General features: G+C 53.4%; 7 protein-coding genes. 2 read left to right on the top strand and 5 right to left on the bottom strand.

Annotation, left to right across the window (positions count from 1 at the left end; translation table 11 throughout):
* Positions 1-225 precede the first annotated feature (225 nt).
* Together K5Y30_RS17480 and K5Y30_RS17475 are read right to left on the bottom strand one after the other, a co-directional pair.
* Positions 226-1,626 carry a YfcC family protein gene (locus K5Y30_RS17480; RefSeq protein WP_222212469.1) on the bottom strand — a complete coding sequence of 467 codons (1,401 nt, stop codon included), beginning with the start codon at positions 1,624-1,626 and terminating at the stop codon, positions 226-228.
* On the bottom strand, positions 1,613-2,755 hold the full coding sequence (locus tag K5Y30_RS17475) for a M20 family metallopeptidase (protein ID WP_222212467.1): 1,143 nt from the start codon (positions 2,753-2,755) through the stop codon (positions 1,613-1,615). Before K5Y30_RS17475 ends, K5Y30_RS17480 begins: the two co-directional genes overlap by 14 nt.
* 111 nt (positions 2,756-2,866) lie before the next feature.
* On the opposite strand from K5Y30_RS17475, the gene K5Y30_RS17470 reads away from it, so the two are divergent.
* Complete coding sequence (locus K5Y30_RS17470; protein WP_222212465.1) at positions 2,867-3,787, top strand: LysR family transcriptional regulator; 921 nt, start codon at positions 2,867-2,869, stop codon at positions 3,785-3,787.
* A gap of 418 nt (positions 3,788-4,205) precedes the next feature.
* Here the strand turns inward: K5Y30_RS17470 and K5Y30_RS17465 are convergent, their stop codons facing one another.
* Genes K5Y30_RS17465 through K5Y30_RS17455 form a run of 3 tightly spaced genes read right to left on the bottom strand, consistent with a single transcriptional unit; the run spans position 4,206 to position 16,890 of the window.
* Positions 4,206-4,454 carry a hypothetical protein gene (locus tag K5Y30_RS17465; protein ID WP_222182998.1) on the bottom strand — a complete coding sequence of 83 codons (249 nt, stop codon included), beginning with the start codon at positions 4,452-4,454 and terminating at the stop codon, positions 4,206-4,208.
* Positions 4,447-15,213, bottom strand: a complete 10,767-nt coding sequence (locus K5Y30_RS17460; RefSeq protein WP_222212463.1) for a hemagglutinin repeat-containing protein — start codon at positions 15,211-15,213, stop codon at positions 4,447-4,449. Before K5Y30_RS17460 ends, K5Y30_RS17465 begins: the two co-directional genes overlap by 8 nt.
* A 12-nt stretch (positions 15,214-15,225) precedes the next feature.
* On the bottom strand, positions 15,226-16,890 hold the full coding sequence (locus K5Y30_RS17455) for a ShlB/FhaC/HecB family hemolysin secretion/activation protein (protein ID WP_222212461.1): 1,665 nt from the start codon (positions 16,888-16,890) through the stop codon (positions 15,226-15,228).
* A gap of 452 nt (positions 16,891-17,342) precedes the next feature.
* Here K5Y30_RS17455 and eptB point away from each other — a divergent pair, with 452 nt between their 5' ends.
* Positions 17,343-18,995 (top strand): kdo(2)-lipid A phosphoethanolamine 7''-transferase, encoded by a 1,653-nt coding sequence (gene eptB / locus K5Y30_RS17450; protein ID WP_222212459.1) that lies wholly within the window; start codon positions 17,343-17,345, stop codon positions 18,993-18,995.
* Positions 18,996-19,017 lie beyond the last annotated feature (22 nt).

Raw genomic sequence — 19,017 nt, 5'->3', positions numbered from 1 at the left:
TTGTGTAATTGAACGTAAAGAAATTCTGCGACGCGGCAATAACAGCACTTTACGCGAGACAGTTCCAGTGCGACTTAAGCCAAATAGCGATGATTAGATAACTTTAAGAAAAGGCCGGGGATTGAATACAATTATTCGTGGGACTGAAATAGCGGAGAGGATGTTGATCGTGTTAACAACAATATAAAAATAAGAAGCCACGATTAAGTGGCTTCTTACGATTTACTAGAATGGACCCCAATTGATTGCCACACCAATTAATAAGGTGACAACACAAATGGCAAACCAAATAGCTACTACCGGCGCAACGAATTTAATCCATTTGCCGAAAGAGATATTGGCGGTGGCCAAGGCTGCCATTAAAACGCCAGAAGTTGGGCTGATGGAGTTGACGATACCTTCACCCAGCAACACCGTTTGCACCGTCACCTGACGGGTTAAACCGAGGTTATCGCCTAACGGCGAGAAAATCGGGATTAACAAAGCGGATTCACCAGAACCGGATGAAATACCGAAATGCATCAACGCCGCGCTAATGAACATGCCCACCGCCGCAATGGCGGGATGAACCGGTGCCAGTAAATCAGACAGGAAGCCAACAATCGGATCAAGAATATTGCCCTGTTGCAACACCACGGAAATCGCGCCAGCCATACCCACAATGAAGCCGCCTTTTACCAATTGCGAGCAACCCGTAAGGAAGGTGTTGGCAATGGCAGAACCCGACATGCGACCCATCATGCCGACCATAATCGACAGAATAATAAACATCGCCGACATTTCATTGGTGGCCCAATGCAATTGCACCGTGCCAATCATAAATACAATCAGCGTAGCGGCGCAGGTGATCAGAATCAGTTTATGCCGACCAGTAATCGCCAGTGATTCATCATTCTGCGCAATTTGTTCTATTCGCACTTCACCATTATACCGCGCGCGCTTAACCGAGATAATCAAATAGGTCATCACCGTTAACACGAACAATAAACAGGTAATACCGCGCAATAACATGCCGGAGAACAGCGGTAACTGTGCCAGATGTTGGGTTAAGCCGGTGGTGGCTGGACCTAATACCGCAACGTTAAAACCCGCCGCGCAGGTTAAATACACCAGCGCCATACCAATCATTGGCGATAAACCCAACGAACGCGCCACCAGTAAACCAATCGGCACAAACGCCACCACCGAGTTTTGCACCACGCCGGTGGTGCCGAGAATGGCGAATATCACACCAAAAATAATGATAATACGCGTATCGCTAATTTTGGTACTGCGCGACAGTGAATTCAGCGCCGTAGCAATAGCACCCGTCGATTCGATCACCGCTAATAACCCGCCGGTAAACAGAATCAGGAAAATGATCGGCGCGGCTTTGATCACCCCTTGCACAATCGCCATAAAGATTTCGCCGGGATAAACGCCCGAACGCGCGACTTCATGCAAACTTCCCTTGATGGCGAAAGTAATGCCATTGCGGGTTTCATGATCAAACTTACCCGCCGGAATAATCCAGGTCGCCACTGCCGCCAGCACCAGAATAATAAACAGCAGCAGATAAGGACTTTGCTCGGTTTTCGCTGCTGGCGGTTGGCGCAGCGTATTTTTCTCCACATTAACCTGAGACATGCGCATCACCTCCGAGGATTAAGCCTGCCACCAGCGCCGCGCGCGGAGCAATATCGGCAATAATGATATGTTCATGACGTGCATGAATACCTGCGCCGGTTGCGCCTAAACCATCTAACGTTGGAATGCCCAACGCGGCAGTGAAATTGCCATCGCTGCCGCCACCAACCGCTTTGCCTTCCACCTCGAAACCAAGCTGTAAGGCAACCTGCTGCGCACGCTCCATCAGCACCAACGATTCCGGCGTTTGGCGCATCGGCGGGCGCGATTGTGCGCCGCTAATATGCAACGTGATGCCGGATAAATGGGGTGTGATCTGGCTGATTTCGGCGTGAATGCGCTCGGCTTCTGCTTCGCTGGTAACGCGCGTATCAATGCCCAACACCGCTTTATCCGCCACCACATTGATGCGGTTGCCGCCACGCGCAATTCCCACATTGACGGTGGTGCCGCGCTCCGGCGCGTTTAAGTTGTGCAAGAACATGATCTGAAGCGCCATTTCTTGTACCGCGCTGATGCCCTCTTCGGGATTGTTCCCGGCGTGCGCCGCTAATCCGTTGATGGTGATTTCATATTGTCCGGTACCTTTGCGTGCTGTTTTCAGTGCGCCCGATCCCGCCACCGCAGGCTCAACCACCAGCACTTGCGCCGATCCCAGGGCGTGCTGCGATAACCAGGCGCTGGAGCTTGGGCTACCGACTTCTTCATCGCTGCCGCAGAGAAACACAATGCGTTTGCCCGCCAGTAAATCGTGCTGTTGCAACGCGCGTACCGCCCAGATGGCCTGCACCAGACCGGCCTTCATATCCAGCACGCCAGGACCGTAAAGCTTGCCGTCTTCTTCACGCATCACCAACTCACCTTCATCCCAAACGGTATCGAAATGCCCGAGTAACACGGTTTGCTCGTCACCGCTTCCCAGCGTGAATTTCAGGTGATTACCGTAGTGCGGCTGCTCATCAATCTCTGCTGCTACGCCCAAACGTTTGGCAAACAGCGCTTGTAAGACTTCGCCACAACGATCCACGGCGGCTTTATTCATTGATGGTGATTCCGCTGCGACCAATTCCCTGATATCCATAAGAATTTCATCGGCATGTTGTTGCAGGTAATTTTTTATAGTTTTCATTTGTACTGCCCTCGCATAGTGAATCTCCGAGTATGGAGATAAAAATGCGCTTAAAAAATGGAGATAAAAGGCTATTATTGTTGACCTCAGATCAACAGATAGGAAAAACCTATGGCGATGCTGCTCTATCCAGAAAAATCCATAAGGTATCTGTATGAAGTGGGCAATTACGGCGGTATTCGTCGCGCGGCGGAAGCCCTGGATGTTGATCCCGCCGCCATCAGCCGTCAGTTATCGCAACTGGCGCGTGAGATGCAGTTGCCGCTGTTAGAGCGACGTGGCCGTAATGTGGTGCTGACCGAAGCCGGCAAGTTATTGGCTGAAGATTACGCGCACACCCATCAGCGGCGCAGCCAGTTGGATCGTCAATTAAAAGATCTGCGCCACAAACGCGGTGGCTCGATCAAATTACGCGTCGGTCAGGGCATGGTGGATGAAGTCGTCAGGCATGTGTTACAGCCGTTTTCGCAAACTTATCCCGACGTGTTTATCGATATCCTGTCGGGCGATATGCAAACCACCGTGTCGCTGATTGCCAAAGGCGACGTTGATATGGCGGTGGGTTTTGGCCCGATTGGCCCTCCCGGCCTGAAGTGTTTGAGTTTTCACCGCGGACCCATCTGCGCGGTGGTGCACAGCCAACACCTAATCGCGGATTTCCCGCAAATTGAAGTGGCCGAACTGGTTAATTATTCGTTGATTGGTATGGACAAAAATTTTGGCATTCAAAGTTATATGAATGCCATGTTCAGTCAGGAAGGATTTATATTCAGCCCGGCTTATAGTTGTAATCTGTTTTCCAGCGCTATCGCCCTGAGCCAGGCTGGCATGGGCATCGCGTTTATGACCGCCAAAGTGGTTGAAGACGACCTCATCGCCAAGAACTTAGTCGCCGTGCCGATTCACCATCGCATCGCCCGCGAAAGCCAATGCCACTTATTACGCAGCGCCGATCACCGCTTCACGCCCGCAGCGCAGCATTTGTGGCAATTGCTGGTGACGTTTTTTGAAGGTACGGCGGGAGCGGTTTAATTAATGCTTATTTGATTACAAATTTAATAATGGCTGCGGTGCTTTGAACCAGGCATGATGTTGCTGATCGAACATTAAAGGGGCCACACGACTAATTGATGTACGCTGATGATAAATTTAACTGAAACACGACGCGTCACAGCGCGTTAGAGTTTGCGTCAATGTGTTGGCTTGAGCAGATGTTGTTATACTTGTCATACCCAAAGTCAAATCAAAAGAGCAGATAATATTACGCATCAAGTATCCCTACAATAAAAAAACACCCTTTTTATCGACATACTCATATGAAACTTTAGGTTTTTATCATTGACCGAAATTTCGCCATGCAAGTGCGTGAGTTAAGAAAACAAAATAATAAGAAATAAACACATTAATAACGAGTTGTTCTCCCAACCGCAAGGGTTGGGATTCTCGTCTACTAAATTAGTCCTAATGACTCAGGTAAATCCTTCACGAACTCACTTTTATCTCCGGTATATTCTGCTGATATGGCTAAGAAGTCCTTGGCAATATCTTGCCTGTCCTCCGTGTCTAGTAGCTGTAATTCTGCTGCGATTTGCTCCATCATCTCTACAGCAGTATCTGCATCCAGCCGTTCTTCGCTTGTAAACTCGAGGAATATAGCGAGATCAGCTATGATTTTTATTAGTTTAATGTTGCTATTCATTGACAACTTTCACCTCTATATTCTTAATTCCTAGCTCATCAAACATCTTCTGAGCACGGTTTGCTTGTACTTGGTTTGTAACTTCCCAACGCCCCGTCATTCCGTTATTTTTCAAAGCATCTGATTGTCGCAAGGCTTGATCTTTAGCTTTCTGAGTTGTAACAACAGATATTTTTCTGTCTACCATTACATTCCCATCAACACCATCAAAACGAACAGGTTTGCTTTTACCGTCAGCATCAATTCGATCAATACTCGGGGCTTGTCCTTTTTGTGTTTCAATGTTGGAACGAGCACCAGGAGCGGAATCATTATAATCTTTGGCTCGCTGACTCATACTGGCATTTTCATCAACCCATTTAACTTTTATCTCATCACTGGCCTTGTTAATCAGCTTAGACGCAGATTCAAGATCACCTTTCGCCAGCGCTTTCTCTGCTGCCTTAAGGATTTTACCTGCTGCATCTCCCACGCCCGGAAGCAGACCAACGACCGCCGCCAGATAGCCTATAGCTGAATCAGCTTCCGCAAAACCTTTGATATCACCGACCACCGGCACAAAATCAGCACCGAACGATGTCGTATCTTCCAGCGCTTCCCTGCGTTCATCGTACATTTTGGCTGAGCAGGTTTCTGCACTTAGCCCGCCGCAGTTTTCTTTTTTATAACGCTCGTTCTCCGCCTCAACGTACTCCGCGGCCTTTTGCTCCAGCGTCTTGCCTTCCGATTGTGCCTGCGCAATATCACTGAGCGCATTATTCTCCACCGCATTCTTCCCGGCCCCGGCTCCTGCCCCAACCCCCATCGACGAATTCGACGCAATCCCGCCTGCCATGCCTGCTGCAATCTGGCTCAGGCTGCTGATGATCTGCTTCTGATTTTCTGTCAGGCTGCTGATGTCTGTGTCCGGATACATCACTTTTACGATCGCCCGCGCAGCCAGCTCACCACCTGCTGCGCCAGCCGCACCCGCTGACGCAGAGCTGCCGGATATCTGTGCCAGCACAGCGCCGGCAACTGCGTGGGCCATGGTGTTAGCCAGCAGATTGAAGTTCTCGGTACCGTCAGCGTTGTAGGTAGTCGTAGCCTGCTTGATGGCGTTAGCAATATACGGAGCCATCACCCCGCTTGCGGCCGCGCCGAGATTGCTGGCACTCAGTCCGCCGAGCGCACCGGCAACCGCCGTTGCCGCCATCGAATAGGTGCCACCGGTGCCCCACAGTGCCGCGACTGACTGATAACCCGGATCCTGCTGAATTTTCACATTCAGCTGCTCTGGAGTCAGATTTGCATAGTCGGGATGTTCTTTTAGCAGTCGCGCTTGAGCTTCGGCAGATGCGGCGCCCATTTTGTACACTTTAACATCACCGACAACCCGGCCCGCCAGTTCCTGTACGCCCTGTGCAAACGCCATCTGGTTCGCGACTTTTTCTTTGTCGAAGATTTTGCCGATACTGCCGTTCGCGTTGTCTGTATCGCGGCTCAGCGTTGCCACATCCTGCGTCTGGTTCTGCGCGTTGCGCACCGTAATCGTACCATCCGCTACAGCCGAACGCGTGGTACCGGAGGCGCTGTCGCTCATGTTGACCACTGACGGCAGCGCTCCGGCAGCATAATGCTCTCCGGAAGGCATTGGCGTCTTGCTGTAACTGCCGTTGAAGCCGATGGCAGAACTGCTGGCGTGGTAACTGGCATGATTATCAATGCTGTCCCAGCCCAGTGTGCCAGTTGACAGCTTGTTATTCGCAGCATCCGCCGTCGAGGCAATTACTGCTCCATTAAGCTGTGTGTGGTTACCCACGAAGATGTCATAGCCGCCGTTGCCCGCAAACAGACCGCTCTGGTCGCCGACGCTGGCGTATTCGCTATTGACCTTGCTTTTGCTCAGGCTTAGACCGATCGAGCCCGTCATCGAGCCAAAGGTGAAGCTAAAGCCCCCGCTGGCGCTCTGCTGCTGGCTATGATAACTGTCGGTATCTTGCAAGCTGGTCAGCGTCAGGTTGTTGCCCGCGTTCACGCTGATGCTGTTACCCAGCGCCTGGGCGCCGGACAGCAGCGTGTCGTTGCCGCTGCTGAGCGTCATGTTGTCTTTGGCATTGACGCGGCTGTTTACGTATTCGGTGCTGCTGCCATTCTCCGAGCCGCTGGCCATGTAGCCGCTGGCCTGTACGCCGATGCCGGTTTCCTGACCTATGGCAATGTGAACACCAGCGCTCCAGCCTGAAGATTTGTTGCTGCTCTTTTGATCCGTGTTATTGCTGGCGGCAACCAGATTCAGGTCATGTGCGGCGGCAAGCGTCACGTTGTTACCGGTGATGCCGCTGCCTGCCAGTATCACGTCGCCGCTGGTGCCGTTGTTGCCCGTCGCCACCACGGCGACATTGCCGCCGCCGCTAAGTGAACTACCGCTAACAGTGTTACTGATGTATTCGGATGAAGATTTGCTTTTGCTGGCCCCCACGCTGAGCGAAATTTTAATGCCCGCGTTATTCATATCGCCCTTTGCCAGTGCTGTAGCGGATTGCGTAGCGCCTTGTGACATCGCCCAGCCACTCTCCAGCGCCTTCACAGCGCCCAGAGCCTTCAAACGATCATCACCTGCCTCACTGGCGGCCTTTGCCTGGGAACCCAGACTCAGCAGCGCGTCGGTGATGGGGCTGGTCAGCTGCAGCGTCAGGCCACTCTGCTTCTGCTCAAAGCTCTGATGGCGCGTTAACGTGTCGTTGCCCGGATCGATAGTGACCGAGCCGCCGACCAGGCTGATGTCCTGCCTGGCAATCACATCCGATCCCGCTACGTGCGCGTCATGACCCGCAACCAGCGTTACGTTGCCACCCGTGCTGCCAACGGTACTGGCACTCTGACTTTCTGTCGTACCGTCCTGCTTAAGCTGCTGTTTGGAGGATGCGCTGCCAAAAGTGACCCCAATCCCGCCACCGCTAAACATGCCGCTCTTCTTAGTTTCACTCAGCCGATAGCTGCTCTGGGTATCGGTTGCTGCAGTAATTGTGAGATCGTTGCCAGCTTTAAGACCAACATTGTTTTCACCGACAACAGTGGAGCCTTTTAGAGTCAGGTCATTACCCGCGACGATTGAAATCTGGTCGCCATTTAGCTGAGAAGCTTTTCCAGTGGTTGAGCTGTCTTCGCTGATGGTGTGAGTAGTTTTCTTGCTGAACAGGCCTTTTTTGGTTTTAGTTTCTTCCTTGTAGGCATAATCACTTTCCGTCGCCGTGGTGATCTTTACGTCGTGGCCGGCCTGTAATCCAATATCTTTGTTTGCGGTGATGCTTGCGGCCTGAGTGGTGATGTCATTTCCGGCAAGCATCGTCGTGCTGCCGCCACTGACAATTTCAGTGCCCTGCTGAAGCACTGCTTCGTTGATAACCGTTTTTTTACTGCCCCGTTCACTGTCTCCGGAGCGGCTTTCAACTGCATTCAGATTGATATCACGCCCCGCCTGCAGGCCAACATCGCCTTCGGCTGCCAGCGCTGCCGCCTGGCTAGTAATATCCTGCCCGGCTTTTAATGTCAGATTGCTGCCGCTGGAAAGTGTTGTGCGCTCGGCACCTGAACTATGCGTTTCCTTGTTACCTGTTTTACGGCTTTCGCTGGTTTCGATGCTGTTGAGACTGAGGTCGTGCCAGGCGTTGAGCAGCAGATCGCCACCTGCGTTCAGTGAGGCGCCGGTGATATTGATATCGTTGCCCGACTTCAGGCTGAGCGCATCCAGAGACGTAATCGCCGCCGTCTGGCCAAGCAGCGTCTTGCTTGCCTGCACAGGCCCGCTGCCGCCGATCGTCCACTGCGAACTTGCGGTAGTGTTGTTGATGTCACCGTTAACGCTCTCCAGCGCCACCTTTTTACCGCTGATTGTCGAGCTGACGTTGTTAATGTTATTCAGCGCTCTGAGATTCAGCTCGCCGCCGGCTTTAATCAGCCCGGCGTTGAGGTTGTCGATAGTATTCTGGCTGTTGGCGCTGACAGCGTTCTGCGCCACGATAGTGCTGGCGCTGTTGGTGATGTTCCCGCCAGAGAGCGTCACGTTGTTCCCGGCAATCACGCTGCCGTTGTTCATCGCCGCATCTTTTTCGGACAGGTACACTTTTGGCACCATCACCGTCTGACCATTCACCGAGGTGGCCTCCCACCAGATGATGCTCTTATCCAGTGAAGCAACCTGATCCGCGGTAAGCGACACGCCAAACTGCAGGCCTAAAGACTGCTGTGACGCGGCGGCGTTATCCATCAGATAACGCATCTGGTCCAGATCGGAACCCACGCCATTCAGATAGCGGCTGCCGGTCTGGTTAAGTACGGTGTTGCTGACGTAACGCGTATCAAATGCCGCATCGCCGAGGAAGCGGTAATCGTTGTCAGGCTTGAGGTTCAGCCTGTCCAGCAGATAGGAGGAGCCGAGGAAAGTGTTAACATCGGTATATTGCTGACGGCTTTCCTGTGGCGCGCTGCCAGGCTGTTTACCCAGCAACTGATTAAGGTCACCAAACAGGCTGGCGTCCAGCTGCCCCAGACCGTTTAATTTCGGGTTGATGGTGATGAGATACGGGCTGTTGTTATCACTGGCCACGAAGAAGCCAGTGCCGCTGGTTGGTAGCGGGTATGCGCTGGTATCGACATTTGAAGATGCATAGTTTTTGAGTGTTGCAGGGACCACTGTAGCGCCCGTTGCAAGGCTGCCAGCGTTGCCCAGGTTAGCCTGACCTTTTTGCGTTCCGGACTGGTCAGCGAGTGAAGCGCTAACTGGCGCTGAGGAGTCAAGTGCGGTACCGCCGTTCACCTGCTGCAGTGCATTTTGCAACTGATCTTGCCATGCAGGAGAGTTCACTGCGACTTTGTCTGTAGCAGCGAGTTGCTGACGCTGCTGAGCATTGACCTGACTGACAGCAGCAAGGTTATTCAGCAACGGCGCGGCAATGGTTGTGCCGGACCAGCCTGCAAAAGGCGCCAGGTTGGTGTTGCTGATATTTTGGCTGAAGTTAGCGTTGATATTGCCGCTGGCTTGGATGATGGCGCGATAGGCGATACCATCGGTTACCTGGACATACTCAGGTTGCCCTGTAATTTCAAATTTAAAGGGTTTGACATTAGATAGCTTGCCATATTTAACGTCTTGGTAACATCCCAACCGACTCTGGGCTGAACAATCATATGTTTGCCAGGTCTGGAAGCTGCCTGAAGTTGCAGAGTTATTGTTGAGCGTACTGCCAGATAGATGTGCATCACGCCCAGCAAGAATGTTGCTGGCATTATTTTCTAGGGTGCCGGCTAATAAGTTTATATCTTGACTTGCAGAAATTCTTGCGGCGCTGCCATTAGCAATCGCACTAATAACCTTTTCACCAACCAGCACTTTCTGCTGCCATTGATCTTTATTAAGCGTCAATTCATATGTTGGATAGCAGTTGTCATTTTCACCTGCGCAGATTTTGTCGATCAAGTAGGTATATTGGGATTCATTAAAATACGAAAACGGCAGATCGATAGAGGCGGCATTGCCGTTGTAATACTGATGATCTTCCTCAACAGCACTGTACCCGTCTCTCTGATTCAGCAGATGCCCGGTTTTAATCGTAATATCGCCATTCTGCGACTCAATGGTTCCCGAAGTATTGATCACCTCGCCATTGGCATTCCCCGCCGCGTCGCGTTGCATCCACAGGCTGTTGCCTGCCAGCATATCGCCACGCTGGTTTTTAATGCTGTTAGCGTACAGGTAGAGATTCTGGCCGGCGTAAAGCAGTGCCGTGTTCACAATGCTGCCTGGCGAGGAAATGGTGAGGCTGCCGCGCGTGCCGGTGAAGCCATTGAGTGCTACGTCGCTGCGGCTGGCCAGCGTAATGTTGCCGCCACCCTGCAGCGAGCCTGCGCTGTTCATATTGATGCGCTGACCGCTCAGGCTGCTGTCGCCGGTTCCGGTGGTGAGCTGGCCGTTGTTCGTCAGATCGCCGCCTGCGCTCAACGTCAGCGCCTGCCCCTGTAACGTGCCCTGGTTGTCAATCGCACCGTTACTGCTGATAGTCAGGCGATTGCCTGCGGCCAGCGTGTTGCGTGCAGTAAAGCCGTTAATCAGTTTCAGCGTGGCGTCGCCAAGCGCCACCACCTGTCCCAGCTGATCAAAACCGGTGCTCTCCAGCAGCAGATTGCCACCGCTGAACAGCTTTCCTGCTGCCTGCTGCGTGACCTGGCTGGCCTTCACGTTAAGCTGATTAGCGCCCAGCAGCGTGCCGCTGTTATTGAGCTGGCCATAATTAACCGCAAGTGAGCCACCCTGCGCAGTTCCCTGATTCAGCAGTTGCGAGCCGGTTAAGGTTCCCTGCTGATCGGCCAGCAATGTGCCGCTGTTGCTGGCGTTGGCAGCATTCAGCGTCAGTAGCGCTGCCTGCAACCAGCCGCTATTGATTAGTTGAGGCGTGGTGAACGTGAGCTCACCCGCAGACAGCATTTTGCCACTGTTGATCGCGCTGCTGCTGGCGGTGATGCGGTTAGTTGTCCCCTGAATCAGGCCGTAGTTATACAACTCAGGCGTGGTCAGCGTCAGACCGCTCTGGCTTATCAGCGTCCCGCTATTGTTGTTGGTGATGCGGCCACGGGTGGTCAGCAACAGGCTCTTATCACCCTGCAACCGCCCGTTGTTAGTCAGTGTTCCAGTGGTGATCGTCAGATCACCACCCTGAATGCGGCCATCATTGCTAGCCGTCGCCGCCTGAACATCCAGTTTGCCACCTGATAACAGCGCGCCATTTTGCTGCTGCGTCAGCGTGCCGCCGAGCACTGCCGTCAGTCCGTTAACGCCGGAGATTTCTCCGCCGTTGCTTAGCGTCGTGCCTTTCAGCGTCAGGTTTCCGGCAATCCATTGTCCCTGATTAGTGAGGCTGAGGGCGTTGAGCGCGGCGTTGCCGTTGGCGGTGATTTTGCTGCCCGTGGCGGACGTAAGCGCATCGCTGAGGTTGAGCGTCAGATCGCCCGCGCTCTGAATAGCGCCGTTGTTGGCAAGGCGGGTGGCGTTCAGCAGGATTTGTTGTCCCTGCCAGCTGCCGTTATTGGTGATGACATCACCGGCAATGTTCAGCATGCCCTGCGTCAGCAGCTGACCGCCAGCATTGTTGTTTACTTCACGTGCGGGCTGCGACTGTACCGCCAGCATGCGGAAACCACGGGCCTGCGTCGGACCGAAAGTCAGTGATTTCAAGCCAATCAGACTGCCCTGATTGGTCACGCTGGCCGGGGTAATCGCCAGCGTTTCGCCCTGCACGCTGCCGCTGTTATTCAGCGTGCCGCCACTCAGCGTCATCGCTTTATTCGCCAGCAGCGAGCCGCTGTTGTTCAGGTTCTGCGAGCTGACCTGTGCCGTGCCCTGCGACAGTATTTCGCCGCTGTTGCGCAGCTCACCCGCAACGTCAGCTGACACGCCTGCGGTGCCCAGCAGCGAGCCCTGATTCTGCCAGTCACCCGCGCTGATTTGTGCATTGTCGCCCTGGATTGTCCCTGACGTGTTGAGGTCAGCAGCGTTCAGCAGCAGCTCACCGCCGGTCAGCGTTTTGCCGCCAGCGGCCTGCGTTAAAGCGCCGTCCGACTGCGCATTCAGCGCGGATGTTCCCTGCCATAAGCCACTGTTGCTGAGGCTGCTGCCGCGTAACATCAGACGATCGGCCAGCACTTTACCGCTGTTTTGCAGGTTGCCCGCCGTCAGGCTGGCGTTGCCGCCCGCAGTCAGACTGCCACGGTTATCCAGCAGCCCGTCAGACTGACCTTTTAGTGAGTCAATTCCGTAGACGGTGCCACTGTTGGTCAGCGAGCCAAACTGATAGTCAATGTTGTTGCCCTGCAACACACCGGCGTTATCCGCTGTTGTGCCCTTCAGCGCAAGAATACCGTTGCTCAGTAGCTGCCCCGCGCTCAGGTTGCTGAACTGCCTGAAATCCGCGCTGAGTCCGCTGTCACCCTGTAGCAGGCTTTGATTCTTCAGCACATCACCTGAAGCGTTCAACTGCTGTGCCGCAATCGAACCACTGTTGTTCAACGTGCTCGCCTGAATATCTGCCTGGCGCTGCGCAAGCAGAACGCCCTGCCCGCTGTTGTTCAGCGTGCCGCTCAGGTCTGCTTTCAGACTGGTTGCGGTGATGCGTCCGCTGTTGATCAGGTCACGGCCATTAATGCTTAAGTCATCCGCCACCTGTAACAGGCCCGCATTGGTCAGTTGCTCAGGTGAAAGCGTAAGCGAACCACCGCTGATAAGCTGACCGCTGGCGGCGTTGGAGATATCCGCGCTGTTCAGTAAGAGCGAGCGGTTACCCTGCAGCAGTCCGGCGTTGGTCAGCTGAGGAGCCGTGATGCTGAGACGGTTGGCCGCCAGCGTACCGCTGTTAGTGATGTCGTTGCTGATGAGGGCAAAATCGTTCTGGCTCAGCAGCGTGCCGCTGTTATCCAGCGCGCCGCTCAGAGTGCCAAGGAACTGCGTGGTCGCCTGGGCGCTGCCGGCGTTCTGCCAGCTTTGCAACCGCATATCAAGCGTGTCGGCCTGAATGCTGCCGTGATTATCCAGGCTTCCAGCCTGAGCCGTCAGCGTGCCGGCACTCAGTAACTGGCCGCTGGTTTTATTACTGAGCTTATCGCCCGTCACGGTCAGCGCATCACTGCCCTGAATCAGCCCGCTGTTAACTAAGTCTCCCTGAAGTGTGAGCGCCTGCGCCAGCAGCCAGCCGCTGTTATCAACCGAATCTGTTATGAGCTGTAAGCTCTGCTGACCGAGGATTTTGCCGCTGTTATCAAGCGTTGCGGCGTTAAGTACGCCATCACCCGCACTCAACGCGTTGCCGCTGTTATTCCAGCGGCCCGCCGTCACCGCCAGCTGTTGTCCCTGCAGCTGGCCACGGTTAGTGAGCGAGTCTGCTGCAATGGTCAATTTGCCGTCACTCAGTAACGTGCCGCTGCTGGTTATCGCCTTGCCGCTGGCCTGCAGCGATTGTTTGCCCTGTAACGTGCCGCTGTTGTTCAGCGTGCTGACATCAACATTAATTGTTACTGCGGCGATTTGACCGTCATTGGTCAGCGCAGCGTTTTGAAGACTGAGGTTGTTATCCGCGAGCAGCAGGCCGCCCTGCTGATTGTTCAGCTGCGTGTTTGAAGCAAACAGGCTGGCAGCGTTGATTTCACCGCTGTTGGTCAGCGCGGCGCCACTCAGCGTCAGCCCGGCCTTGCTGGTGATGAGCCCGCTGTTACTCAGCTGCGGCAGATTGAGCGCAAAGCTGTTGTTCGAACTCAGGGTGCCGTCCGCCAGATTATTCAGGCGGTTGCCGCTGTAGGTCAGCGCTTTGCTGCCCTGAATCAGCCCGCTGTTGTCAGTTTGCACGCTGCTAAGTGAGAGCACCGGCGCGGACAATACGCCCTGATTGAGCAAGCTGTCGCTGCTGAGGGTGAGATTCTCTGCGCCGGAGATAGCCGCGCCCTTACCATTCTGCAGGCTGCTTGAAATGATGCCGGTGGTGTTACCGGCCAGCATGCCGCTGTTATCGAGTTGTTTGGCCGAGATGTTGAGGTTTTTTCCGGCCGTCAGCTGGCCGCTGTTGCTGAGCCGATCCTGCGCCTGCAACCGGATATCGTTACCGGCTTTTGCGACGGCATTACTGTCCGTGACAACGGTTGCGCCACTAAGCTGTACATCACGTCCTGCCGTGATGCTGACGCCATTGGTGGTGAGATTCCCTTTCGCCGTAACGCTCACTCCGGCGTCGCTGACCAGCGTCCCTTTGTTGAGCGTTGCATCCTGCTGTGCACTGAGCGCGACCTGTCCGGACGCTTTGTTTTCGCCACCAAGCGTCACTGATTCAGCGTTCGCCGTCAGCGCGCCGCTGCTCAGGCTGTTATTCAGCGTCAGTTTGCCATTCGCATTGAGCTGAATATCACCCTGTTTTGCCACCAGGTTGCCGAGGTTTACGCCAACGCCCTTCTCACTCGATACCAGATGAATGCGATTGGCATACATGCCGCCAAGCGCGCCGGTATCCACCGCCACCGACGGCGCCGCACCTTCACCGGCAATCGGCGTGACGGAACCATTCGCACCCACGCGGTTTGCCCCGACCGTCACCGACAAATCTTTCGCATGGATTCCGGCGTTGATCTCCGTTGCGCGCGCGACGATCGATACCGCATCGGCGCTGCTGCCGTCCAGTCCCTGACCTTCGACGATCACCGATCCCTTCGTCACCTCCAGCGCAGCCAGATTGCCGTTGGCATCCAGCTGCGGCTTACCGGTGGTCAGCGTGACGTTTGGCGTGTTGATAAAACCGCAGCCGTTACAGGTAATGCCGTACGGGTTGGAGACCATCACGTTAGCGGCTTTACCCGCCACTTCGGTGTAGCCCTGCAATTGTGAGCGATTGGCGCCAACCACTTCGTTGATGATCGCCTGCGCTTCGTGTCCGGCTTTCAGGTTGGGGTTGTTCTGGATCAGGCCGCCAAGCTGCGTCTGGGTAAGCTGCCCCGTGGCGTTATTGAGGATTAACCCTTCTTTGCCAACGTTGTACTGCTGATACTGGTTATGCGAAATCCCGGCGCCGTTGGGCGTGGCGATATTCACCACCGGTACGCCGTTGCCGGCAGCATCCATTTTCGTTCCTGGCGTTACCGGCGTAATTTGCGCGGCGACAGCAGGCAGCATCGGCTGGACCGCCACCAGATAGCAAATCAGATAGCTCAGCGCGCGACGGGCGAGGGAAACGGGTTGACGATCGTCCATAATCTTTGCCTCTTAGAAAACCAGCCCGACGCGGGCGTAAATGCTGAGGTGATCCGGCTGGAGATGGCCGGGATAGCTAAGCGGAATGCCGACGGTGTACTGGGTGTAGAAGTTACGGCCGCGCGTGCTGAGACCTACCGCGCTGCCCCACAAGGTGCCGGTGGACTCGCGGTTCTGCGCGTCGCGCTTTAACCAGCCGCCGTCGATGGCGGCCAGCGCGCTGACGTCGCCGAGAACGGGTAGCGTGAACAGGCTGTAGCTCAGCTCGTTGCGCAGATAGCCACCGGCATCTCCGGAGAGATACTGCTCCTTAAAACCGCGCACCGAGCTTTCGCCACCCAGCGTCAGGCGTTCGCTGCCGTACAGCCGATCGGGCGACCACTGGCCGTAAATGCTGCTCAGCAGCCACAGTTTGTCAGCCAGCGGGCGCTGGAAACTGCCGCTGATGCTCCACCTGCGGAACTGTGCTTTGGGCAAATCGCCGGTTTTTCCCGCGTCATCTTCGGCATCAAACCACGGCATGCCGCGGCTGAACGTCGGGTTGAGCGTAGCGACGCCGCCGAGGATTTTCTGCGTGTGGTTGAGTCCCAGTTGCGCGCTGGTGATTTTGCGGCTGCTGCTCTGCAACAGGGTATGGTTGAGATAGTTGTGGCTGGAGTAGTGATTCAGGCCGAGCTGGACGCCGGTTTTGATATCGCCGTTGCGGAACAGCACCCACGAACCGTTAAGCCGGTGCGACACGTTGTCGCCGTTGCTCAACCAGGTAAAGCCGTTGTTAACGAAGCTGCTGTGATAGTTGCTCCAGCTGTAGGTGTAATCGAGTAAGCCGTATCCGTAGGGCACGCTGACGCCGGCCTGCAGGTTTTGCGCATCACGCCAGTCGCTGAAGGCGCTGCTGCGTCCGCCGCTGATAAACCAGCGGTCAGCCAGTCCCAGCAGATTGTTCCCCGTCAGCGACGCGTTGAGCTGGCCAACGCCGGTGCTTTTCTGTCCGCTGTTATCAAACCCCAGCGATGCGCTGAGCGGGAATTCCGGTTTGGCCGTTAGATTGACGACCGAATAACCGGTTTTAGGCGATGGCTGTATTTCAATCTGCACCGGCGTCGCGCGCACGCGGTTAATCTGCTCCATGCCCTGCTCAATATCGCGCAGGTTAAGCACCTTGCCTTCCAGACCCGGAAACGCCATCCGTAATGAACGCGGAAGCTGGCCGTCGAGACGAATGGCGTCCAGCTTCCCTTCCAGCACCGGAATAATTAACTGACCCTGCGATAAATCCTGTTCAATTAAAAATGCCCGGCTGGTGATATAGCCGCGCTGCATATACCAGTCAGAAATGGCATGCACCAGCGAATTAATTTCGGTTAAGTTCAGGCAGCGATGAATATAAGGAGCGGCCAGCGATTGCTGCTGACTAACAGAAATCAGCGTGGCGTTGCGAATAGCGATTTGCTGCACCGGAAAGCAGGGGCCGGCCTGAGCGGAATCCGCTGCTGGTGTGCTCTGCGGCGCGGTAGCATTCCACAATGCGTCACGCTGCTGCTGGTCATTTTGCAAACGTTGCTGTTGCTGGTTTTGAATATAATCACGATCGCCGGGATTTAACGGCGCCGCCAATGCAGAAGTTGTGATCAGACCGACGCTCAGCGCCAGTGACATCCCTGTTTTTGCCATCATAATAAGACTTAAGCGAAATTGATTGTAAGATTTGTGTAAGCTCTTTTGTGCAGAATATCACCTTAACAATAAGAAAGTTCCTGGCTTATTATAAAAATATTAATTCCCTGATTATTCAATTTTAAAAATCATGAAATCCCTCCTTAACACAAATAGGCAGTCATTCCTTAAGTTTAACCAATAATACTTACATTGGTGATTACGCATGCCAGGTGTAATGGTGAAAAAAATGCATATATAGAGTGAGGATTTTCACTGCATTGATTAGAAATCTGCGGGTAAGGCGGTTGGATGTGCCCTAACTGAGGCATAAGCGCCTGAATTTTGTTGTTACATTATAACATACTTTAGGCCCAGAAATGGTTGAACTGATCCCCAAATCCATCCTCTTACCTAGGGCTGTCAATTTACAGGCAAGTGATTTAGTTGTTAATTATAAGAACGAGGAATACATGTTTAAAAAGGGTTGGGTTAAACAGTTTTATCTACCGGCGTTTATTTCGCTCTATATCGGCGTACTGCTTAATATTCCGATTTTTATCCGCCGCTATACGCAATTGCAGTTTGATAATACCCTTTCATTAGTGACTGAGGTCATCGCTGCATTTTGTTTGGTGATGCTATTAACGTTGTTAACCTCATTAACCGGAAAATATCTGTCGCGCGTATTGATGACCATGCTGGTAATTTTCTCCAGCGCGGCCAGTTATTACATGATTTTCTTTAATATTGATATTGGTTATGGAATCATCGCCGCCGTTTTAGCCACCGATTCACTGGATCTTTCTAAGGAATCCGTTGGCTGGCACTTTGTGCTGTGGATGGTAATTATCAACGTCATTCCGCTATGGCTAATCTGGCGCGGAGTGCGCAGTAATACCGTTTCAAATATCAGCAAAAAGCGTTATTGGTCTTATAAAACCATCGCCATTGTTATTGCCGCGTTAGGTTGCTGGTTGCCATTGAATTTAATGGGTAAGGTGCAGGATGAGCAGGATAAGAAAAATAATCGCATGATGGCCAGCTACGGCGGCATTGTTGCCGGCACCTATTCGCCTTCTAACTGGTTATCGGGCGTTGGCTTGCTGGCATACAGTTCATTCAGTCAGGCTGAAGACAACCGTAATCTTTACGATCCCGCTGAGCACTTTAAATACGTTCCACCAAAAAATGCGGATAATTTGTATATTGTGTTTGTGATTGGTGAAAGTGCCCGCCGCGATCATATGGGTTTATACGGTTACGATCGCGATAATACACCTTATCTCGATCACGAAAAAAACCTCGTTCACTTGCAGGGTTATTCTTGTGATACCTCAACCAAGCTCTCGCTGCGCTGTATGTTTGTCAGAGAAGGCGGCGCCTCAGAAGCTCCGCAGCGCACGCTGAAAGAGATGAATGTTTTCACAGTGATGAAGAAGCAAGGTTTCTCGGAAGATCTCTATTCCATGCAGAGCGAAGCCTGGTTCTATAACAAAGTCATGGCCGACAGTTATTCAATGCGCGAATCTATTCAGGCGGAGAAGCGTAATGTCGGTAAGCCGGTGGATGATATGGCGTTAATTAATGAACTGCAGGACTCCATTCAGCGCCATCCGCAGGGTAAACATATTGTAATTCTTCACACCAAAGGCTCACATTATATGTATACCGAACGCTATCCACGTGCATTCGCGCGTTACACACCGGAGTGTCAGGGCATTGATGATGCCTGTAGCACGCAGGAGATGATCAACTCTTACGATAATAGTCTTTTGTACACTGATTATTTCCTTAAGCAGACTTTCGATAGCCTGAAAGATAAAAATGCCATCGTGTTTTATGCCTCCGATCACGGAGAATCGATTTCCGACAATCTGCATTTCCACGGCACGCCACGCGATCATGCGCCGATGGCGCAACGCACGGTGCCAATTATGGTTTGGGCATCCGATAAGTTTTTAAGTGACAGTAATAACAAAGCGTCATTTGCCAAACTGCAGCAATTGCAGAACGACAAAACGCCGGTATTCCATGAGAAGTTATTCGACTCGATATTAGGCTGCGCTGGCTTTACCTCACCGGATGGCGGAATTAATTCGCTCAGGAACTGGTGCGCGCATTAAAGCACAATCCAGGCGGCAGTTT

Source organism: Pantoea sp. DY-5 (assembly GCF_019795955.1).
Classification (GTDB): domain Bacteria; phylum Pseudomonadota; class Gammaproteobacteria; order Enterobacterales; family Enterobacteriaceae; genus Pantoea; species Pantoea leporis.
This window is presented reverse-complemented; position numbering and strand designations above follow the sequence as displayed.

Bases quoted from the DNA above. Each gene is read 5' to 3' on its own strand.
- K5Y30_RS17480 (WP_222212469.1), bottom strand. From the start codon at position 1,626: ATGTCTCAGGTTAATGTGGAGAAAAATACGCTGCGCCAACCGCCAGCA.
- K5Y30_RS17475 (WP_222212467.1), bottom strand. From the start codon at position 2,755: ATGAAAACTATAAAAAATTACCTGCAACAACATGCCGATGAAATTCTT.
- K5Y30_RS17470 (WP_222212465.1), top strand. From the start codon at position 2,867: ATGGCGATGCTGCTCTATCCAGAAAAATCCATAAGGTATCTGTATGAA.
- K5Y30_RS17465 (WP_222182998.1), bottom strand. From the start codon at position 4,454: ATGAATAGCAACATTAAACTAATAAAAATCATAGCTGATCTCGCTATA.
- K5Y30_RS17460 (WP_222212463.1), bottom strand. From the start codon at position 15,213: ATGGACGATCGTCAACCCGTTTCCCTCGCCCGTCGCGCGCTGAGCTAT.
- K5Y30_RS17455 (WP_222212461.1), bottom strand. From the start codon at position 16,890: ATGATGGCAAAAACAGGGATGTCACTGGCGCTGAGCGTCGGTCTGATC.
- eptB (WP_222212459.1), top strand. From the start codon at position 17,343: ATGTTTAAAAAGGGTTGGGTTAAACAGTTTTATCTACCGGCGTTTATT.